This window comes from Amycolatopsis sp. DSM 110486, assembly GCF_019468465.1.
Taxonomy (GTDB): Bacteria; Actinomycetota; Actinomycetes; order Mycobacteriales; family Pseudonocardiaceae; genus Amycolatopsis.
In genome coordinates, this window is the sequence record NZ_CP080519.1 from 3,258,087 (window position 1) to 3,280,817 (window position 22,731).

2 protein-coding genes are annotated in these 22,731 nt (G+C 69.9%); both read right to left on the reverse strand.

The features are described from left to right. Positions 1–525, reverse strand: a complete 525-nt coding sequence (locus K1T34_RS15885; protein ID WP_220245034.1) for a type VII secretion system-associated protein — start codon at positions 523–525, stop codon at positions 1–3. Further along, positions 515–22,723 carry a TcdA/TcdB catalytic glycosyltransferase domain-containing protein gene (locus tag K1T34_RS15890; protein ID WP_220245035.1) on the reverse strand — a complete coding sequence of 7,403 codons (22,209 nt, stop codon included), beginning with the start codon at positions 22,721–22,723 and terminating at the stop codon, positions 515–517. Before K1T34_RS15890 ends, K1T34_RS15885 begins: the two co-directional genes overlap by 11 nt. Positions 22,724–22,731: the final 8 nt, after the last annotated feature.

Sequence of the window (22,731 nt, forward strand, 5' to 3'; positions counted from 1 at the left end):
TCAGCCGGCCAGCGCGTCCCGGACGGTGTCGGCCAGCAGGCGGGCGCACCCGGGGGCGCCGGGGTTCAGCAGCAGGTCAACGCCGTTGTGAGCCTCGAGCAACGCGGGCAGGTCACGCGCGGCGACGGGCAGCCAGCCGGCCGCGCGGACGCGGGTGCGGTGCACCGGGGCCGTGGTGGCGAGCACGCACGGGATGTTGTCCGGCGACGGCGCCACCAGCGGCTCGTCGTCCACGTCGAGGGCGACCGACACGGTCGACTCCCGCAGGATCGCGGCGAGCTGGTCGGCGTCGGCGTCACCGCGGGCGACCAGGCGGAGCACGGCGTCGAGCGGGTCGCTCGGCGAGCCAGGACCCGAGGGTTCGTAGGCGGGGTTCGCCTCGAAGCGGCCGACCGCGCCGTCCTCACCGGCGAGCCAGCCGCCCACGACGGCGGCCAGCGGCGGGGCCGCGACCTCGGCGCCGTCGTCGGTGGACGAAGGCGCCCACGCCGGATCGACGAGCAGCACCCATTGGTCATTCGCCATCGCCGGCGCCTCCTCTGTTCGCATGCGGCTCGCCCACCGAGGCGAGGAAGGCGTCCTCCGACTCACTCACCTTGGCCAGCATCGCGTCCTGCTTCGCCGCCTGCTCCTTCATCCGCGCGGCGTACTGCCGGATGTGCTCGGCGGTGCGCCAGCGATTCAGCCACGCCAGGCTGCTCAGGTGCAGGCGCCGCATCACCCACAGCGTGTCGCGGGTCCGCTCCACGCGCTGCTCGAACGTACCCGGCCCGCCGCGCCAGCCCTCCAGCGCGCCGCGCACGGCTTCCTTCAGCACGTCCGGCGCGAGCTTTTCCGAGGCGAACGAGCGGATCGCCGTGGCGAGGTCGCGGGCGTAGGACTCGGCGTCCGCGTGGCCCAGGATCTTGCGGAACTGGCCGAGGAGCAGGCCGTTGTCCAGCGCGGCATCGAGGGAGCCGTGGCGGTCGAGGACCTCGACGGCGTCGGCGGCCCGGCCGACGTCCGTGCCGTGGGCGACCTCGTTGGCCAGGTCCAGCAGCGCTTCCGCGGCACGGCCGGGCTTGGCGAGCAGGGTGTCGGCGACGCCGTGGAGCTGCAGGAGCGTGTATTCCTCGGCCAGGCCCACGGCGACGGCGGTTTCGGCGGCGGACAGCGTGGACGGTGCCGCGTTGGCAGGCAGCGAGATCGTCGCCATGGCCTCGGTACCCGAGCCGGTGGTCACGATCGAGGCCGCCGCGTGGGGTGTGGCACCGGCCGGCGTCAGCTCCGCCAGCAAAGCCTGGACCTGCGCGACGAACTGGGCGCGCACGTCGTCCGGGCCGCTCACCTGGACGCGAGGTGCCGGCAGTCCGTCGGCCGTGCGTTCCACTGTGGACTCCGCGATCCATCGCGCGACGGACTCGTCGAGCGGCAGCGACACCGGTTCGAAGTCGAAGTCGCTCGCCGGGCCGGGCTCGGTGTTCAGGCGCACGGGCCGGGACACCGAGCCGTCGCGCCAGACGCCCTTGCCCGTCACCGTGAATCGCTCGCGCGCCGACTCCGGCAGCCGGACCTGCTGCCAGCGTCCGTCGACGAGCCGGTGGTCGATCACGTGCGGCACGTCGACGTTGTGCGACGCCAGCTCCAGCGCCGCCGTCCACAGGAGATCGGGCTGCTCGTGGCGGGCCACGACGTCGGCGGCAGCCGTGAGGTCGAGCGCCATCCCGCCCGAACGCAACGCGCTGACCGCGCCGCTGAGCAGCGCCAGCGTGCCGGTGCGGTCGTCGAGGCTCACCGGGCCGGCCGGAATCGACGGCCGGTACCACCAGCCGTGTTCGGCGGCCTGGCCGAGCTCGGCGATCGTGCGCCGGTCGTCTTCGGTCAGCGCGTGGTCACCGGAAACCAGGTAGGAGACGGCCGGGAAGGTGTCCACGACGTTGTCGGGCGAGGGCGTCGGCGTGGCGTGCACCGGAAGGTCCATTCCGGACGAACGCACGTGCTGCGTGAACTCGTCCGCCAGCGCACCCGACACGAGCACGAGCGTCGGCGGCCGGTCGGACGATTGCATCAGCTCGGCGCTGCCTTCGGGCGTGGTGTCGATCTTCGTGACCACACCGGGCTTCGCACCGCGGTAGCCACCGAACGGTGCCGAATCCGAGGAGTACGGCTGCCCGTCGACACCACCGAACACGGCGGGAGCAGCCGGTGAGTCAAGCGAGAACTCCACCGCGCCACCCCGGACCGGCCGGAACGACACGGTGACACCCGAACCCTCGGCGACCCGGATCTTCACCGGCACTCGCGCCAGCAGGTCGCGATCACCCAGCTCACGCCCGAGGTGCCCGGCCAGCTCCCGCGCGGCCTCGCGTGCCTGCGCACGGTCACCACCGGTCACGTGGATCGCGGGCAGCTCGCCCTCCACCGCCCGCAACGCCCGCGCCAGCTCCCGCGCGCCGGTCTCCACAGGAGTGTCCATATCGGACACCAACACAGCGTCGTCCGGGTTCCGCAGCGTGGCCCCGTGCTGGACCTCACCCAGGGTGCGGTGCACCCGGTCGGGATCGATGTCCAGCAGAGCCCGCGCGGAAGCCGGCAGCCGCACGTCGTGGTCGGTCCCGGTGTAGGTGTGCTGGTCGGTCACCGTGCGCACGAGCGGCGCCAGGTCCGGGTCCGCCGCGAGGAACGCCAGCGCCGCGTCCCACACCAGGTCCGGGTCAGCGTGGCGGTGCACGGCCGGCTCGACCGCGGTCAGGTGCAGGTCACCGGCACGGTTGTACAGCCCGCGCACCAGGCTCTGCACCACGTGCTGGGTCAGCTCCAGCGTCTCGTCGCGCCCCGACACCGGTCGCGTCCCCGCGGCGGGCGGCTTGAGCCAGCTGCCGTCGCTGTTCATCCGGATGTCGGTCATCTCCGGCAGGTCGAACGCCGACGGCAGGCCGATGCGCCGCGCGGTGCCCGACAGCGCAGAGGGCCCGGTGCGAACGATGATCGAGTTGCGGTGCACGCGCCCCTGCGGCATTTGGAAGAACGCCGGCGGGAGGTCGTACGCCTCGGGCGGCAGGAGGTTGCGCTGCGTCTTGCCGTAGTTCTCGCGCACGACGTCGAGGTGCACGCGCGCGAACGGGTGCCCCTTGCTCATCGCGAACGCCGAGTTGGCCACGTTCATGCCGATGCGGTGCGTCGCGTAGCCCTCGCGCGAGGTCGCCGCGTGGAACAGGTCCTCGAGGCTTTCCACCACGTTGTCGCCGTCGGTGTAGAGGCCACCGAAGCGGTTCATCAGCTCCATGCGCAGGATGTCGCTGGCCGCCGCGTAGCCCGGACCGGTCAGCTTTCCGGTCTCGGAGTGGTAGAACTCGTTGAGCAGCATGGGGTTCTCGCTCGAGAACACCTCGTCGACGTTCACCAGCCGCACGTGGTGCTGCTGCGCCCAGTTCACGAAGTCACGCACGTCGGCGAGCGGGTCGGGGCCTTCAGCCGGCGGCTCGGTCGTCAGCGCGAGCTCGATCTGCGAACGCGGGACGTCCGTCCACAGCACCGGCACGACGCCGTCGTGCAGCCGCGCGGCGGCGCCGCCGAAGTTCTCGCGGAACGCGCTCATCGTGCCGGCGTCGCGCAGCGGCCCGCCGAGCCAGATGGCGTGCATGAGCAGCGGCGTCGACGTGGTCTTTGCCAACGGCTCGACGTCGCCGGGCGCCCACGCGGACAGCCGGTCGTCGGCGCGCGTGTGCTCGATCGTCCAGTCCCTGAGGTCGGGCAGGTTCGCCGGGTCGGCCTGATCGCGCAGCACGGGCACGCCCTGGGTGAGGTCGAGCGTGTCCAGCAGCGCGAGGCCCTGGCCCGCGGTGAGGTTCGAGTAGTCGTGGCCACGCAGGAAGCCGGGCGGCTCCGGCGCGCGGTAGAGGCCGAACAGGTCAGGCCCGAGCAGTGGCGCGCCGTCGGGCGCCGGGCCGTGGTTGGCCGAGATCGCGCGCAGGTCCCGGGTGAGCTCGGCGGCGGAGGTGTACGGCGGCACCTCGTCGGGCTCTGAGTCCGCCATCGTCGCTCGCAGGTACTCGTTGACCACGGCGGCAAGCAGCTCGGGATCCTCGTGCCGGCCGAGCAGCGCCTGCACCTCGTCGTCGGGCGCACGGTCGTAGACGGCGTTCACGACCTCGGCCGCCAGGTACAGCGTGCGGGCGCGGTCGGCGAGGCGGACCGGGCCTCCCGTGGCGGGAACCCGGGCGTAGCGCCAGTTCTTGAGCAACGCGTTCGTGAGTTCGTCGACCACGGCGTCGGCGTCGAGCGGACGGCCGAGCGTCTCCCAGTGCCCGCCGCGGACCACGGCGGTGAACGCGTCGTCGCGGGCGCCGAAGAGCGGGGCCGACGGTTCGTCGTCAGGGCTGTCGTCGCGGTGGTTGGCCAGCACGGAATCCGTCGCCGCGTGCACGATCGACGGCCCGCCACGGGTTTCGAGCGCCGCCTGGAAGTCGTGCGCGACCCCGCCGGGGCCGAGCCGACGGGCCGCCGCGCACTGGAACAGCGTAACCGAATCCGGCTGCGCGTCGGCGAACTCAGGCGACGCCGTGACAATCTGGGCGAGCGTCTCGCCGTCGACGTAGACCTCGCGCCGCGTGCCGTCCGGGCCGGTCACGGCGACCTTCACGCGGGTTTCCTCGCCGTGGCCGGTGACGAGGAACGTCCGGCCCTCGGCCAGTTCGTCGGCCCACGGTGTGCGCACGGGGATGCCGCCGTCGCCGGGGCCGCGGCCGCGCAGGTCGTTCGCCGCGCCGGTGGCGAAGGCGCGCATCTCGTCCGGATCGGCTTCGACCACGAGATTCTCGCCCCGGGTCTGCCGCAGCCAGGTCTGAACCTTCGCGGCCTCGGCGGATTCGAGGAACGTCAGCCCGCGCGCGGTGCCGGTGTGGTCGGTCAGCACGGTCGTGGTGACCGCGCCGGGCGCGAAGTCGATCGTCACGCCCGGTTCGCCGACGACCTCGCCGGTCAGGCGCGTGTGGTCGGCGTGCACCAGGTGGTCGAACGCCAGGTCACCGAAGCCGCGCTCGCCCAGCAGGCGCGTGACGTCGGCCTTGAAGTGGTCCACGCGGTCCGCGGGCACGGTGACCGGCGGCAGCGGCTCGCCGTCGAGGTGGTGCTCGGCGAGCGTCTCGGCGTAGTGCGCGGCGTCGGGCCGCGAGTGCGTGGTCTCGCGCGCCGGACCCTCGGTCCACGCGGGGTTGAGCCGAGCGGGCCGGGCCAGCTCGTCGGTGCTCCAGGTGCCCTTGCCCGTCACCGTGATCAGGCCACGCGCCATCGGCGGCAGCGACACGCGTGTCCATTCGCCGGTGTCCGGGTCGCGGCGGACGTCGACGACGGTGTGCACCGGCGTGTTGCCCGAGGCCAGGTGCGTGAGCACAGCCGAGTAGACGACGTCGGGCCGTTCGTGGCGGGCCACGAGGTCGTGGACGTCGGTGAGCCGCAGCTCGCCGGTGCGGGCGGCGGTGTCGGCCAGTTGCCGCTCCACAGTGGACGCCAGCGCGAGCGTGCCGTCGTGGTCCGCCAGCGAGATCGGCCCGGCCGGCGGTTCGGTGCGGAGGCCGGTGTCGAGCTCGTGCACGAGGGCGACGATCGTCTCGTCACCCGGAGTGCCGCCGAACGTCCGGAAGTGCCCGCCGTCCGTGACCGTGGTGAACGCGCCGGTGGAGCCGAGCGCCTTGCCCAGCGTCGCGGTGTCGCGGCCGAACAGTGTCGGTTTCGTCGGCGCGTGCACCGTCGCCGGCCCACCGAGGTCGCTCAGCGCGCGCTGGAAGTCGCGGGCCACTCCGCCGGGGCCGTCGGTCTGGCCGGTGCTGCACGCGATGAGCGTGACCGACGACTTCGGCCCGGCCTGCGCGAACGGCGCCGAGTTCGCGACGATCCGCGCGAACGTCCGACCATCCACCCGCACGGTCTGCCCGCCGACCAGCGTCAGCTTCACCGACTGTGGTTTGCCGTGGGCGAAGACGAAGAACGTGTCGCCGGTGTCGGTGCCCCACGGCGCGGGCGACTTCGCGGCCCAGTCACCGAATTGGCGTCCGCCCAGGTCAGGCGTGGTGCCGTTGCGGCGAGCCTCGGCAACGACCGGGTCGAGGGTCTTCGACATCACGCCCTCGTCGAGTGAGGAGACCTCACCGGAGTTGTCGGCGACCCAGTCGTGCTCGACCGCGGACGTCTGCTCCACGGCCGGCAGGAACGACACCGCGACGACCTTGCCCGAGCGGTCCGTGACCTGGTGCAGCTGAACGTCGCTGACGTCGAAGTCATACGGCCGGTCCGCGTTGACGTCCCAGCCCGAGATCGTCGCGGGCCCAGTGTCGGACTCGGTGTCCGGGGCCTCGACAACGTGCTCGGTCGAGCGCGGGTCGAAGCGGGACTCGACCTTCTTGGCCGGCCACACGTGCGTGGCGAGCCGCCAGTCGACCTCTTCCTTGGCCTGCCACCACTTCTTGCGCGCCTCGTCGGCCTTCTCACGGGCCTCCCGGACCTGGCGCAGCGCGTCTTCACGGCGGGAGGTGAAGTCGGAGCTGTCTTTGCGGTAGGAGTTGAGGACGTTGGCCAGCTGCTCCGCGCGGTCCTGCGCGTCCTGGCGGCGCCGCACGAGCGCGGGCTGCGCGGTGCGGATGTCGCGCACGCCCTGCTCGGCGCGGGAGACCTGGTCCAGCAGCTGCTGCCGCTCGGGCGAGCCCTCGTCGGTGACCGACGCCAGGGCCAGCGCCTGTTCGGAGACGTCCTGCAGCCGCGTGATCTCGGCGTTGCCCTCGCGCAGCTCACGGCCGGCGTCCTTGGCGTCGTTCTCCGCGTCGGCCAGCGCCTGGCGCAGCTCGCGCACGGGGTCGGCGTCGGTCTCGACGGCCAGCCCGTTCGCGTCCTTGGTCAACGTCTTGACGCTGTCGCGCTCGTCGAGCCAGCGGTCGTCGGCCTCGTGCTGGGCCGTCTCCACGGCCTCCTCCGCCTTGCGCCAGTCCGAGGCCGCGTCCTTCACCGTGTCCTGCGCCTTGGTGATCGCGTCCGGCAGCGCTTCGCCCAGCAGCTTTTCGACGTCCACATCGGACATGCGGACCAGCGCCGAAGCCGGCACCTTCACCTCGACCGCCGCCGTGCGGCCCCCACCGAGGTCGGCGACCACCCGGTACTCCACGTCGAACCCGACGAGCCCGCTGCGGCCCTTGGGCTTCGCGACGGTGGACCGCTGTCCACCCGCGACAGTCGCGGTCGGATCGCTCATCGCGGCGGGGTTGCGGATGTCCGCGCCGCTCCACGAGTGCGAGTTGTCCTTCGGGTCGGTGACGCCGCCGACGCCGGGCATGTACTGGTTCTCGCCGCTGAGGGCTTCCTTCGCCTCGCCCGTGAACGTGGCCGTGGTCTGGTCGGTGCGCTCCAGCTTCACGGTGTCACTCAGGGCCGTGAGGTCCGGATTGGCCAGGCGCGAGTAGACCTTCACGCTGCCGTGGCCGTTCTTGATCAGCGACGCTTCGTGCAGGTCGGGCGCGGCGAGCGGGCCGTCGAGCATGCTCGGCAGGTGGCCCTGGAGGATCTCGTTGGTCAGCGACGTGACCAACGTGTTGTTGGCGCCGGTGCCCCGGCTGGTGAGGCCGTTACCGGCGCCGGCGAGCCGCAGCGCGCGCTCGGCCCCGGCCTGCACCGCGGCCGACCCGCGCACGCCCTCGGTGTGCGCCGACGGCGGCAGCTTGCCCACGCCCTGCGCCTGCCATTCGGCGAGCCTCTCGGGTGTCGTGTCGGCGGCGGTGAGCTCGGTGGTGCGCGGCTCGTGGGCCTCCGGCGTCTGACCCTCGGTGCTGATCTTGTGGTCATCGGCCGCGGAGCGCACGGTCACGTTCACGTTCTGCTCGGTGACCGGGTACGTCTTACCGCCGCGCTGCACCACGAGCTCGAACTTCACCTGGTGGCGGTAGCGCACGGCCGGGCCGCTCTGCGAAGCCTTGGAGCCCTTGGTCGTCGCGGTGGCCGACACCGTCTGGTCGGTTTTGGTCTTCGAGCCGGACACGCCGAGCGTGAGACCCTCGTAGCCGCTCACGTCCGGCTTGGTGTCGCTGAACAGGCCGCGCCCGGCGCCGCGGAACTGGCCGCCGTAGGACGAGCCGTGGCCGGCGTTCTCCTTGTCCGTCACGGCGGCGCTCACGACGTGGTCGATCTCGCCGCCATCGTGGACGACGTCGAGGAACTCGGTGTCGGTGATCGTCGCCTTGAGCAGCACCTGGTAGGTGTCGGTGGACAGCACGCCGGCGTCGTGCAGCAGCAGGGGCGCGCCACCGTCGAGTGCACTGTCCACAAGGGACGTGACGGCGTCGGGCGAGGCGAGGTCGAGCGTGCGCTGCAGGTTGGTCATCGAGTCGTCGAGCACCGATTTCGGCAGCAGCTTGTCGCCGGTGCGGCCCAGCGCGGTGCGGGCGTCGCGCACGAGCTGCGACAGGTCGGGCGCGTCCTCGACCACGGCGGCGCCCAGCGCGCTGGAGTCGCGGCCGACCAGCGCGGGCGGCGCCATCTTGCCCGGCGGCTCGGTGCGTGGCTCGACCTTCGGCAGCAGGCCCTGCTCGCGAGCCTGGTCCTCGGACATGCGCACGTACACCGCACCAGGCAGCTTCACGTCGGCGCCGGCACGTGAGGTCGAGCCGTTGACCAGGCTCTCCTGGCGCGTCTCGGCGACCAGCCGCACGTCGGCGTCGTACTGCACGAGCACGGTGCGACCCTTGGCGTTGGCGCGGTTGAGGTGGTCGACGCTCGCGCTGACCTCCGTCGAGCCGCCCGACGTGCGCGTCCACGGGCTCCACTTGGCCGACGCGTAGACCTGGCCCTGACCGTGGGCGGTGGCCATGCTGCCGTCCGGCCGGATGGTGACGCCGAGCTGCACGTTGCCCTCGAGCGCCTGCTTGTGCGTCTGCTCGAACGCGGCCTTCGCGCCACCGGCGAACGTGGTCTCGCTACCGCCCGCGTCGGACGCCACGACGACCTTCGGGTTGCTGAGCGCCACGTTCATGCCGAGCCCGCCGACGCGGTCGGCCACGCGCCGCTCGTAGCGGAAGCCGCCGGCCCGCGCGCCCTGGCGCAGGAACTTCGGCAGTCCGCCGCGGAACGTCTCGGGCGAGAACATGCGGTCGACGCGCTTGCGGGCCTCGCCGCCGGACAGGCCGAGCACGCCGTCGCCGTCGGAGGCCCGCTCCAGCTGGCGCAGGGCCTCGTCACGCAGGGCCTCGGTGTTCGTGAACGCCTCGACGTGCAGGAACTTCGGCTGGTCCGGCTTGGGGCCGGCCAGCATGTCCTCGATCGTCGGGGTGTCGTTCTTGTTCAGCACGGTGGTGCCGGGCTTGCCGGGCAGGAAGTCGCCGGGGTCCTTCTTCAGTGCGGAACCGTCGTTGACCCACAGGTCGACCTTGCCGGAGATCTTCGGCAGCGCCGGGTCGCCGGTCTTGGCCACAGTGGACACCTTGGGCGTCACGCGGAACGGCGAACCCGGCGTCAGGCGCTTCACCCACGGGCGGTTGCGGGTGTAGCTGGTGATCTCGACCTCGAACTCCACGTCGTGCTCGAACACCTGCGAGTCGGGGCTGCCGGAAAGGCTCGTGGTGGTCGTGACGGTGGGGCCGCCGGAGTTCTTCCAGCTGTACGCGTCGGAGTACTGGATCGGCACCACCGCGGGGCTGATGCTGGAGGTCGCGATCGACGTGGGCTGCGGGATGACCATGCGGCCTTCCAGCCCGACCGACCAGCTCTTGTCCACAGTGGTCGCACTGCTCAGCGACGGCGCCGTGGCGACCGAGCCCTTGACCGAGCGTCCGGTGGCCTGTCCGAGGTGCCGGCCCGGCGAAAGCTTGGCCTTCACCGTGACGCTGAGGTACTCGTCGGTGAACAGGCCGCGCCGCTTCAGCTGCACGGACACGCCGGGGCCGAGCAGAGTGTCCATTTTGGCCTTGAGCGCCGCGGGCGAGAATGTGGCCGTAAGCTTGCGCAGGTTGGCGAAGCGCTCGGCGATGTCGCGGCTGGAGCTCTTGTCGTCGGCCTGGAACTTGTCCCAGCGCGGCAGGAACTTCGCCATGCCAGGCCGGTCGCGCAGCGCGTTTTCGATCTGCGGCTGCACCTTCGCGGCCGGCGTGAACGAGCCCGTGCGCACGTGGCCCGCGGCGGCGGCCGCGGCGAGGTAGGGCGGCTCGTAGCGCTTGCCGACGTCGGTGAGCTTGTCTCGCGTGTCCGCCGGCACGGGCAGGCCTTGGGCCTTCGCCTCGGGCAGTCCCATACGGACGTACGCGGTGGCCTCGACGGTCTCGACCTCTCCGGCCGAGGTGACGACGTCGACGTCCACCTTCACCTTGTAGATCCCGATGTCGCCCTTGGCCTCGACCGTGTTCTTCGCCGTGACGCTGGTGCCACCCGTCGCCGTCTCTGTGACCTTCGACGAGACTGACCCGCTGACGCCGACGAGCCCACCGACCTTGCCCGGCAGGTAAGAGCCACCGCCGACCGTGACGGACAGGTCCATTCCGGACTTCGACGCCGCTGCCGTCGCCCCGCCGTTCACCGACGAGTCGTTGAACCGCAGCTCGCTGTCCCCCGGCACCACGCCGACGAGCTCGACGTCCTTCGGCCGCGCCTGCAGCTGCACGGCGTCGCGGTGGCTGCCGTGGGGGCTGAGCAGGTCGTTGGACACGACCGGGCCGCCCTGCAACGCCGTACCGAGGACACTGCGGATGCCACCGCCGCTGACGAACTCGCGCAACGCCTGACGCCCCGGCGCGCCGAACTTCGTGACCGACGGGTGCAGCCGCTTGGCCACCTTGTCGAACAGCGCCTGCTCGTCGAGCAGCACGGCCTCGGGCGCGAGCAGCTCGATGTTCTCGGCCCAGTCGGGCTCAGGGTCGCCCTTGGCTTCGGCGTCCGGCTTGAGGTTGCCGAGGTCCTGCGACCACAGCAGCGAGACCTTTCCGTCCACAGTGGACCCAGTGAGCCCGCCGACCTGGTCGGTGACGGCGATCGAGTACCTCACGTTGACGTCGGCACCGTCCACGTCGCCGGCCGAGCGCACCACCCGCTGCTCGGTGCCCGTGACGGTGGACGTGTGCGTCTGCGCCGCCGTCGCGAGCTGCACCATGGGCGCGACCGACACGTAGGCGCCGGGCGGGATCAGCGCGAAGTACGACGTGCCGACGGTCCGCGCGATCGTGTCGTTCTGGCCTTCGGCGTGCGTGGCCTGCGTCTGGTCGTTGACGTCACTGATCGTGGCGTGCGGCTGCTTCGCGATCCCGTCGGCCGGCACCGCGTCCAGGTCGAGCTCGGCCCGCACGTGGACCTCGAACCACTTCTCGCCGACGCGCACCATGGACTTGCGGCCCAGGCCGAGGAACGACTCGAAGGCGGCGCTGTCGAGCGTGCCGGTGATGGCCTCGATGCCCACCGGGTCCGGCGGGTTCCTGCGGGAGTCGAGTGACGTGACCAGGCGCTTGATGGTGTCGCCGACCTGCTTCACGCCCTGCGGGTTCATCGGCACGAGCGAGCCGAGGGCCTCGCCCTTCTTGGCGTACTCAGGCAGCCGGTCGGTGAGCGAGCGGGTGTCGGGCGCCGGATCGTCGTCGGCGACGGTGACGACGCGCTCCTGCTCTTCCTGGTCCCGCCGCACGTCGTCGTCGAACAGCTGCTTGAGCTCGTCGTACTTCCGCGCGTAGTCCGGGTCGTACTCGAAGCGGTGGCCACCGTCCGTGGTGACGAGCGGGCCGTTCTTCCGCTCCTCCTTGATCCCCGACAGGGCCGACTTGGCGCCAAAGGGCTCGACCTTGCCATTGTGGACGAAGTGGCTGTCGGCGTAGTACGACGAGAAATCCGCCTGGTAGTACTGGTGGAACTCGTCGAACAGCTTCTTCACATCGGCGGCCCGCACCGGCCCGCCGCCGGGCCGGCCGACGTCCTTCGCGAGGTTCTCGATGAAATCGTGCACCTGCTGGGCGCTGACGTCCTTGCCGCGGAAGTAGAAGCCGAACGGGTCGGCGTCGACCATTTCGCGGGCGATGCGGAAATCGCGGGCGGAGTTCCACAGGCCTTCGTGGCGGTTCATCTGCTCGACGGCGCCGCGGTGCTCCGGCTCGTTGTCGTGCTGCTCCTGCCCGGCGCCGTACTGGTTCTTGGAGTTCTCCTTCTCCATGTCGTGGAACAGGATCGCCTTGGCCAGCGTCTCGCGGGGCACGAACCGGTCGGCGTCGTGTTCGCCGCGGGTCAGGCGCAGGTACTGGTTGAGCACCATCTGGGCGTGTTCCCCGAAGGTGTTCGGGTTCGTCTTGGTCCCGGTGCGGTAGCGGTTGTGCTTGCCCTCGGCCTTCACGACCTCGTTGAACTTGCGCACGATCGACTCGTGGGTGTCGGGCTTGCTGCCGTCCGGCCGGCTGTCGAGCCGGGTGACGAGGTGGTCGAGGATCCGCTCGGCACCGCGGTGGTCGTCGTCGGTCTTCGCCAGCTCGTCGCCGATCACGGTGTCCAGGCCGCGGCCGATGTTCTGGTGCCGGCCGAACTCACCGGCCGGGTGGAACTGCGTGTGGCCGCGGGTCGCGCCCTGCGACCAGGCGCCGTAGTCGTTGTCGAACGTCTTCGAGTCGACCTGCTTGGTGGCGGGGTCGTAGGCGTTCTCGCGGGTGTTGAAGTCGACCTTCACGCGCTTCTCGTCGGTGGCGATGGCCGCGCCGATCTCCGCCTGGGTGGCGTAGTCGGGCACCTTCGCCATGAACGCGTCGACGTCTTCCTGCGTCACGGGCTTGAACTCGATGCCCTTGACCGTGTCGGGATTGAGCACCCTCGCGGCTTCGTCGGCGAGGGCCTCGCGCTGCGCGGTGGTGGTGAACTTGAGCACGGGGTCCTTGTCCATGCTCGTGCGCACCTTGGCCGCCGCGTCCTGCAGGCCGTTCTCGAACACTTCCTGCAGCTGCTTCTGGTCGAGGCCGACGAGGTGCTGCGTTGTCACGTCGGAGACGGCGTCGGGCAGCACGCCGGCGGACAGTCGCTGCTTCACGGTCCCCCGGTCGAACCCGAGGCCGGAGTCCCTGGCGTCCTGGGCCAGGTCGGCGTTCTTCAGAGCCGCCGAGACCTCGGCCGCGACGGCGTCGGCGCGGTTGCCGGCGAAGTAATTCTTCTTCGCGCCCTCGTTGTTCGCGAACCCTTGCTCGACCTTGTCGTTGAACTTCCCGCCGGTGACGGTGAACTGCTGTTTCACGGCGTTCTCGACGGCCGTGGTCAGCTTCTGCTTGAAGCTGTCGACCCCGCGATTCGCGCCCAGGGAATCGAGCGCCGTGGTCACCAGCTGGTCGGCCGTGTTCTTGGCGATGGCGGCCACGAGCTCCTCGTTCGCCATCACCTCGCGCATCTTGGCGATCGTCTCGATCTTGGCGTCGGGCGAGACGAACTTGGTGACCGGGTCGGTGTGCAGCGCCCGGAACTCCTTGTTGACGACGTCCTTGAGGATGCCGCCGAGGTTCTTCGCGGCCGTCAGAACCTCGTCGCGCACCTTGATGCCGTCGAGTGCCACCGTGTCCGGGCCTCGGTCGAGCTTCTCGCCGAGTGTGCGGCCGATCCCGTCGGTGAGCTGCTTGACGACCGAACCGGACGGGCCGCGGGTGTTGAGGAAGACGTTGAGGTCCTGGCGGCGCTGCTCGACGGTGCTCGGCGGGGCCGACTTCCCACCGTCCTTGCCGGGCTTCTCCTTGTCACCGGGAATCGAGTCGGAATGCGGCGTGAAGTACGCGTCCCAGGATTTCCCACCCTTCAGTTCCTGGTGCGTGTGGTAGAGGTCCGACAGCTTCGTGGCCAACGCCCGCAGATCCTGCGGGTCGTTGCGGAAGTACTTGCGGTCCTGGCCCTTGTCCGTCGTCCAGCCGAACCACGGGTCGTTGTCCTTGCCCAGCGCGTCGGACTGGAAGCCGGGCGGCAGGCCGAGCCGCGAGTAGAGGTCGGCGATGTCCTCCTGGCGGCCGGCCAGCTCGGAGTGGTCGTAGGTCTGGTTGGCGGAGTAGGTGACGAGCGAACCTTTGAGCGCGGCGTCGCGCATGGCGGTGAAGTGCTCGCCGCGCAGGCCGAACTGGTTGACGTCACCGGTCTGGTCCACGTTCATGGCGAGCTTGTTGTCCGGCAGCGCCTCGACCGTCGCTTCGCGGCTGACCTTGGTGAATGTGTCGAGCGGCACCAGGAACGAGCGCAGCACCGGCTGCATGCCCGGCTGGAAGTTCGGGTCGGTCTCGTACTTCGACGTCCACTGCACCGCGCGCATGGGCCGCCCGCCGCCGACCCAGAAGATGTCGGCCTTGCCGGCGCCGCCGAAGACGTTGACGTTGCCCTCGTCGTCCTGGTGCACGTCCTTGAACGACCCGGGCTTCGCGGGATTGAGCACCGCGGTGTACATCCGCACGTACTGCTCGCCGCGGATCGTCTCGATCTCGAACTCGCCGCGGTTGAGGACCTTGCGCTTCTCGCGGTCGAACGTGTTGGCCGCGAGGTCCTTCTTCGTCAGCACGACCGACGGGCCGGGGTAGCTGACGTTCTGGCGTCCGATGTGGACGTTTTCCTTCGTGCCGAGGTAGCTGTCCTTTCCGTCCACTTCGGCCTTGGCGATGTGGACCGGGCGGCCGGTTTCGGGGCCGTGGCTGGTCCAGGTGCCGTTCTGTTCCAGGACGTGGACGCGGAGGTTGGCGGCGCGGGCGATGGCGTCGAGGTCGGTGTCGGTGTTGGCGCGAAGATTCGTGGTGATGCGCTGGTGTTCCCTGGGCGCGTCCTGCGAGATGCTCGCGATGACGGCGCTGCGGAAGTTGTCGGGGCCTTCGTGGCCGCCGACGTAGACGCCCTCGATGCCGTGGGTGCCGAGCATCGTGCCCTGCGCGGGGCGCAGGACGTCGCGGGGGATCACGGTGCCGTGCTGCACGGGGAGGGGTTTGCCGTTGATGTCGACCGTGATGGTCGGGGCCTCGGTCGGGGTGTGGAGGTTGGGCTTGTCCTTTGCGGACTCGCCCGTCTGCTGCGGCGGCTGGTACGGGCGGTTCGGCTTCGCGTCCGGGTCACCGAGGTGGTGGTCGTGGATCACGGCCTGGTTCGAGAGGTCCTCGATCTTCGCCAGGTTGTCGTCGGTGAGCGACGTGTCGGACCAGGCGTCGCGGCCCATCACGCCGGGTTGGTCGGTGCGGTTGAACAACAGCGTGTCGTTCCGGTAGCCCTCTCCGAGGCCGAGGAAGTGCATGACCTCGTGGGTGAGACCCGTGGGGTTGTCGTTGACGTCCCAGTTGGTCTGGTTGGTGCGAGGGGCCTTGTGGTCCCGCTTTGAATCCACAGTGGTGTCGTGGACGTTGACCGGAACGCTGCGTGACGGGTCCGAGGTCCAGTTGTCGTCGTTGGCGTCGACGGTGTCGTTCGCACGGGCGTCGACCCGCACGTGGAGCTGGTCGCCGTTGGGCAGGCGGTAGTGCTGGTTGACGGTGTTGTCGAGGTGGTTCTGCAGGTCTTGTGCGAGCTGGTTGCGCTGGTCGATCGAGACGGAGTTCGACGACGACGTGAGGTCCAGCGGCACGGTGAACTCGCGCACCCAGGTGCCGGGTGACGTCTCGAAGCGGCGCACGTCGTAGCGGACGTGGGTGGCCGTGCCCTGGAGCTGGCCGTGCTTGAGGCCGTCTCCGGAGAACTGCTGCGCGATCGCCTTTTTCGGGTCGAACCGCTCGGCCACCAGCCGTGACGATGGCGCCGTGTCGCGGCGGTTGCCCCAGTTCTTCGGGCCCGGCAGGTCCTTCGGCGACTGGCCTGGGTTCGGCCGGTTGTTGTCGCTGTGCGGTTTCGGCGGCGCGTCTGTCGGCGTGTGGCGGCTGTCGAGGGCATGCCGCGTGAAGTCCTGGAAGTTGCGCAGGTGGTCGATCGGGTACCCGCCGCGGGAGGCGTTCTCGATCTGCTGCTCGACGTGGTGATCGATTGCGCGCAGATCGGCGTTCGAAATCGAACGCCAGCCACGCGCCGACGGGTCGGCCGGCAGCGTGAGCGCCTTCGCGGTCAGCGCGGCCGTGCGGTTCTGCTCCAGCGTGGCCAGCCGGTTTTCCAGCTGCGTGCGGCGGGTCGCGTTGCGGGTGGTGGCGAGCCCGTCGCGCGCCGCCTGCACGCGGACGTCGTAGTCGCCGGGGCGCGAGAGGTCGATCAGCTTGTCGATCACGGCCGAACGGCCAGGGTCGTCGGAGTAGACGGACTTCAGGTTCCGCAGGCCGTCGCTGTTGATGCCGTACAGCGACGCTTCGAACGCGTCGAGCGCGCCGTCGGTGTCGGTGTCGGCGAGGTTCCCGGGCAGGTCGACGTCGCGGCCGGGCACGTGTTCGGCTGCGCGGTCGTGCACCGCGGTGCCGGGCTGGATGAACGGCCGGTTCACCGGGTCACGCCTGGGCGCGCTGGTCGAGGGCTCGTTCTGTGGGCTGGGGGCGCCGCGCAGGTCGCGGCTGAAGTCCAGGAAGCGTTGCAGGTGCTCGGTCGGGTGCCCGCCTGCCTGCGCGTCGCGGATCTGGGTCTCGACGTGCTGCTCGACGTCGGCCAGGTCCTGCGGCGTGAACGAAGCCCAGCCCCGCGCCGACGGATCGGCCGGCAGGCTCAGCGCGTTCACTGTCAGCACCGCCACGCGGTCGCGACGCAGCTGGTCGGCGCGGTCGCGGTGGTGCTGAGCCTCCTGGTCGAGCCGGCGCGCCTCGGCCTCGCGGTTGTCCTGGTCGCGGCGCGCCGAGGCGAACTTGAGCGCCTTGGGAAGGAGGTCGGACTTCGACGTGAGCGCCTCCCGGTTGCGCCGCGCGTCGTCCAGCATCTGCTCGACGTCGGCGAGCCGGCGCTGGAAGCCACCCGGACTGCGGGTGATGCGGGCGAAGTCGTCCATCCGCCGGATCAGGGGCAGGCGGTCCGGGTCGTTCGAGTACTTGGCCGACAGCTCGGCGAGGCCCGCGCGGTCCATCCCGTACAGCGACGCTTCGAAGGACTTCACCGAACCTTCGACGACCGGGTCGAAGCCGCCGGGGACGCGCAGGTCGCGGTCGGCTGCCGTCGTGCTGTCCTGCTGCTGGGTCAGGGCCGAGGGGCCGGGGCGCATGAACGGCTGCGTCTCGGGGTCGTGTTCCAGCGAGCGGGCCGGAGGCGGCGGGGTCGGCTGGTTCTCGGGCTGTGCGTGCGGTTCCGGCTGCGTGTCCTGGTGAGTGTCTGTGTCCTGGTTCGGGTCCGGCTCGGGAGTGACGTCTCCCGTGTTGCCCGTGCGGACGTTGTTGACGTTCTCCCACAACGAGTCCAGGTGTTCCGTCGGGTACCCGCCGGCGCGCGCGTTGAGGATCAGGTCGCCGACGTGGTCCTCGATCGCCTGCAGGTCGTCGGGGTGGAACGCGTTCCACTCGTTCGACGTCAGGTCCGGCGGCAGTCCCAGCGCGTGGACGGTCAGGGCCTCGAGCCGCAGGTCCTGGGCCTGGGCGAGTCGTGACTGGGCGTCGTCGAGGAAGCCCTGCAGCAGGTTCCGCATCTCGGGGCTGGGGTTGCCCTGCAGGTCGCGCGTCCACTGGTCGACTTCCGTGCGCAGGTCCTGCAGGTGCTCGTCTATCCCGACGCCCATGCGCGCCTGGCTGGTGACGTCGATCATCCGCTCGAGCTGGTCGATCTGCTTCGGATCGGTCTGTGCCGAGACGAGCTCGGTCAGCTGCTCCGGATTGCGGCCGTAGAGTGACGCGGGGAAACCGAGCTCGCGGTTGCGAGCGTTGCGGCGCATCTGCGCCAGCTCATCGTCGATCTGCTTGATGCGTTCGACGCGGGTCTGCCGCTCCTCGTTGGACTTCTTCCAGTCCTGATAGCGCGTGTGCACGTCGGCGGCCTTCTCGACGCGGCCGCTGTAGTCGGGGTGGGTCGCCAGCTTGAGGTTGCGCTGGTAGCGGGCGACGAGGTCCTCGCTGAGGCGGATGTTCTTCGCGAGGTCGGCGATCTCCTGCGACGCCTCCGTCGAGCCGAAGAAGCTGCGCAGCTGACGGCCGGCCGAGTTCCACGTCGAGTTCGCCTGCCGGAACGCGTCGAGGTCTTCCTCCGCTTTGCGCACCTCGTCGGCGAAGGAATCCAGGCCACCGCGGCGGACCTGCCGCACGGCCTCGCGCATGTCCGGCTCCTGCTGCACGCGGGTGTGCAGCGATTTGAGCGCGGAGGCGTCGAAGCCGGCCTTCTCGGCGGCGTCGATCTTGCGCGTGAGGTGGTTGTCGAGGCGGTCGAGGGTGTCGGCGCTGAGGTGTTCGAGGCCGTCGGCGTTCTCGCCGGCGACGTGGTTGTCGAGCAGGTTCAGCACTTCGAGGGCGCGCTGGTCGTCGGTGAGCGCTTCGATGCGTTCGGTGTAATCGGTGCTGAGCGTCTGGTAGGCGGTGATGTCGGCGTTGAGCCGCTGCTGCGCGGCCTGCTCGCGGGGGCTCTGGAACCGTTGCGGGGTCCAGGACCGCTGGCCCTTCGCGGTCTTGAGCTGCTGGTCGAAGCCGTTGCGCTTGTCGGTGAGCTCGCGGATCAACGCGTCCGGGCCGCCGGGGTGCGCGACCGCGTGTTTGAGGCGCAACATCCGTTGTGCACCGGCGAACAGCGCGGGATCCTGGCGGCCGGACACGTCCGCGGCGACGTCGGTGAGCTGGTCGACGTTCATGCCCTCGAGCACGGCGTTGAACCCGTCGCGCAGGTCCTTGCGGGTCGGCTCGCCAAGCGCCGAGTAACGGCCGTTCTGCGACCCGATCTCCACGCGCGGGCCGCTCGCCGGACCGTGGTCGGTGCGGGTGCCGCCGGAATCGACGACGAGGTGCACGCCGAGCGCGTGGGCGATCGTGTCGGGCAGGTGCGAGCCGACGTGGGAATCGTGCCAGGACTGGTTTTCCAGGCCCTGGGTCACGAGGTCGGCGGAGGTGGGCAGGGTGGCGGTCTCGGTGACCTGGTTGGTGAGGTGGTCGAGGAGATCGCGGTCGCCGTGGGTGAGGCCGTCGGGGTCGATCGCCGCGCGCGTGACCTGCCAGTGCTTCGCCGACGGTTCCGCGAGCTTGTCGGCGAGGTTGCCGCGCCACTGGTCGGTGTGGGCGTCGCCGGTGAGGTTCGGGTCGGTCGGGGCGAGGTCGGGGGCGATCTTCGCGAGCTGGTCGGTGTCGAGGTGCTGGGCGGCCCAGAGGGAGAGGCCGTCGGGGTTGAGGCCTTCGAAGTCGAAGTTGCCCGGGTTGGCGCGGACGTTCGCGATTACGTCATCCACAGTGGACTTGACGTCGGTCTTACTCACGAACGGTGCCCCGTTGCCGACGGGAGCGTGCTGGAACGCGGAGCTGCGCAGGACGGACTCGACCAGGCCGACGTTGTCGGTGTTGGGCTGGTGCTGCTGCAACGGCCGCGGGTTGTCGTTCGGGGTGTTCGGTCGAGTGTCGAAGCTGCCCGGGACGACGTGGTCGTCGGTGTCCTCATCGGACTGGTTCGGGTTCGGCGCTTCCGCGGGGGTGTGGAGGTTGGGCTTGTCCTTTGCAGACTCGCCCGTGTGCTGCGGTGGCTGGTACGGACGGTTCGGTTTCGCGTCCGGGCTGTCCAGGTGGTGGTCGTGCATCACCGCCTGGTTGGAGATGTCCTCGATCTTGGCCAGGTTGTCGTCGGTGAGCGATGAGTCGCTCCACGCGTTGCGGCCCATCACACCGGGCTGGTCGGTGCGGTTGAACAGCAGGGTGTTGTTCTTGTAACCCTCGCCCAGCCCGATGAAGTGCATGATCTCGTGTGTGAGACCGGCGCTGTTGTCGTTGACGTCCCAGTTGGTCTGGTTCGTCCGCGGAGTTTTCTTGTCCTGCTTCGAATCCACAGTGGAGTCGTGGACGTTGACCGGCACTCCGCGTGACGGGTCGGCGGTCCAGCTGTCGTCATCCAGGTCGACGTTGTCGTTCGCGCGGGCATCGACGGTGACGTGCAGCTGGTCGCCGTTCGGGAGGTGGTAGTGCTGGTTGACGGTGTTGTCCAGGTGGTTCTGGAGGTCCTGCGCGAGCTGGTTGCGTGCGTCCGTCGAGACGGAGTTCGTCGACGACGTGAGGTCCAGCGGCACGGTGAGCTCGCGCACCCAGTTTCCCGGGGAGGTCTCGAACCGGCGCACGTCGTAGCGGATGTGCATCACGGCGCCCTCGAGCTGGCCGTCCTTCAGGCCGTCGCGGTTGCCGGAGAACTGTTGCGCGATCGCCTTCTTCGGGTCGAACCGCTCCAGCACGAGCCGCGATGACGGCGCGGTGTCGCGTCGGTTGCCCCAGTCCTTCGGACCGGGCAGATCCTTGGGCGACTGCCCCGGGTTCGGCTGGTTGCTGTCGCCGTGCGGCTTCGGCGGCGCGTCCGAGGGCGAGAACGGCGCCGGCGGGCGGCCGTTGACCATCATGTTCGTGACGGTCTCGAGCAGGTTGTCGAGGTGCTCGGTCGGGTTCCCGCCGAGCTGCCCGGCGGTGATCTGCTGCGCGACGTGGTTGGCGATCCCCGGCAGGTCCTGGTCGCCGACCTGGCGCCAGCCCCACGACTTCGGGTCGTTGCCGACGTGCAGCCCGTAGACGGTGAGCACGGCGGCGCGGTTCTGGTTGAGCTGTTCGACCTGCTGGTTGAGGCGGTCGAGGCGCCGGTTGAGGAACTCACGCTGCTGGTTGCGCTCCGCCTGGTCGCGGATCATCGAGTCCGTCTTCAGGCTGTTGGGCAGCTGGTCCTTGACGTTCTTGAGGCCCTGCAGGTCTTTGGTGACGTCGTCGATCGAGGTCTGCAGGTTCTTCAGGTGGCCGTCGAGACCGCCTTCGGAGAGGGCGATCTTGTCGTACTTGAGGATCTTCTGGACCTCGGGGAGCCGCATGGGGTCGTCGAGGTGGAGGGTGTGGAGCGCGCTGAGGCCCGAGCGGTCCATGCCGTAGAGGGAGGACTCGAAGACTTCGCGTTCGAGGTCGGGGCCGAGGTCGGCGGGGGTCGGGTCCGGGTTGTTGTCCGGGTTCTGGTCCTGGTCCTGAGTGGAGTCCTCGTCGGCGTTCTGGTTCTGGTCCGTGTCCGTTGTGGACTTCGGGTCGGGCGTCGGACCGTCGACCGGCTTGATGTCCGGCGTGGACTGCGGGTCCGGGTTCCGGTTGGCCGCGAGTGCTGCCTTTTCCGCTGCCGCCTTGGCTTTCCCCTCCGTGGTCAACGTCTCCAGGTGCTGCATGTTCTTGAAGATGCGCGCACTGCGGGAGATGCGGGTGCCGTAGTCGGGGTTCTTGATCAGGTCGATCTTGCGCTGCAGATCCGACAGGTGGTCCTCGGTCTGGCTGATCTCCCGGTCGAGCTGGGCGCGGTAGTCGGCGTTCTCCTTCGTGTCGAGGTGGTTGAGGAAGCTCCACAGGCCCGTGTCGAGCGCGACGTTCTTCTGGTCCTCGCGCAGGCTTTCCAGGTTGTCGGCGGTCTGCTCGGCGAGGTTCTCGAAGTGCTGGGTGCCCGTGACCGGGATGTTGTTCACGAGCTGGCGCACGGTCGGCTCGTCCTGCACGCGCTGCTGCAGCGTCTTCAGGTGCGTGGTGTCGAAGCCGGCCTTGGTGGCGGCGTCGACTTGCTGGTTGAGGTGCGTGTCGAGCGACTTGAGCTGGTTGGGCCGGAGCCGGGAGAGGTTGTCGGCGTCGGGGCCGTCGACGTGCTGGTCGAGCAGGTACAGGTTGTCGAGGGTCCGCTTGTCGGCCGCCAGCAGCAGGATGCGGCTCGTGAGCTCCTCTTGCATCTGCTCGAGGCTGGTGATCAGCTGTTCGCGCTGGTCGCGCGTGTCCTGGTCTTCGCCGAGGAAGCGCTTGGCCAGGGTGTTGCCCTCGGCCTTGAGGTCGCCGATGCGGGTGGTGACGTCGTTTCGCCTGTCCCGCAACGCCTTCGTGAACTCGTTCGGGCCGCCGGGATAGGCCACGGCCTGCTTGAGGCGCAGGATGCGTTTGGCGCCGTCGAGGAAGTCTTTGTTGAGGTCGTTGGTCAGGACGTCGGAGTTGCCCTGGACCAGCGCCTGCCGCATGCGCTCGAAGCGCGCGGCGGGGTCGTTGATGTCGCTGTCGCGCTGGTTCGTCGCGAGGTCCACGACGATGTCGCGCACCTGGTCGGCGTCGAGGTCGCTCAGCGCCGCCTCGAACCCGCGCACCATCTCCCGCCGCGTCGGCCCGCCCAGCGCCCCGAACTGCCCGTCCTGGTTGCGAACGCGCACCTCGGGATTGTTCTCACTCCCATAGCGCGACGTATGATCCGGCCCGCCCCGCTCCACGATCAACCGCACGTCCAACGCATGCGCCACCGCCTGCGGCAACCGCTTCCCGACGACGGAGTCATGCCACGCCGGCGTCTGCAACCCCTTGACGACCAGGTCCGCGGACGTCGGCAGCTTGCCGTTCTCGGTGACCTCGGTGGTGATGTGGTCCAGCACCTGACGGTCGCCGTCGGACAGCTTGCTGCTCACCGCGGTGCGCACATCCTGCCACCGCTTGCCCGACGGCCCGGCCAGGTCTTGAGACACGGCCTTACGCCAGTTGCGAATGTGCGTGGCGCCGTCGGCGTCTTTCTGCTCCGGCTCCAGATCCGGCGCGACGTCCTTGAGCTGACGGGAGTCGAGGCTCTTGACCGCCCAGTCGCCGAGGCCGTTGGGCTTGAGCGAGGTGAAGTCGAAGTTGCCGGGGTTCTCGGTGACCTTGGTGATGAGCGAGTCGGTCGCGGTTTTGATGTCGGCTTTGGTGAGGAAGGGTTTCGCACTGTCCACTTTGGCGG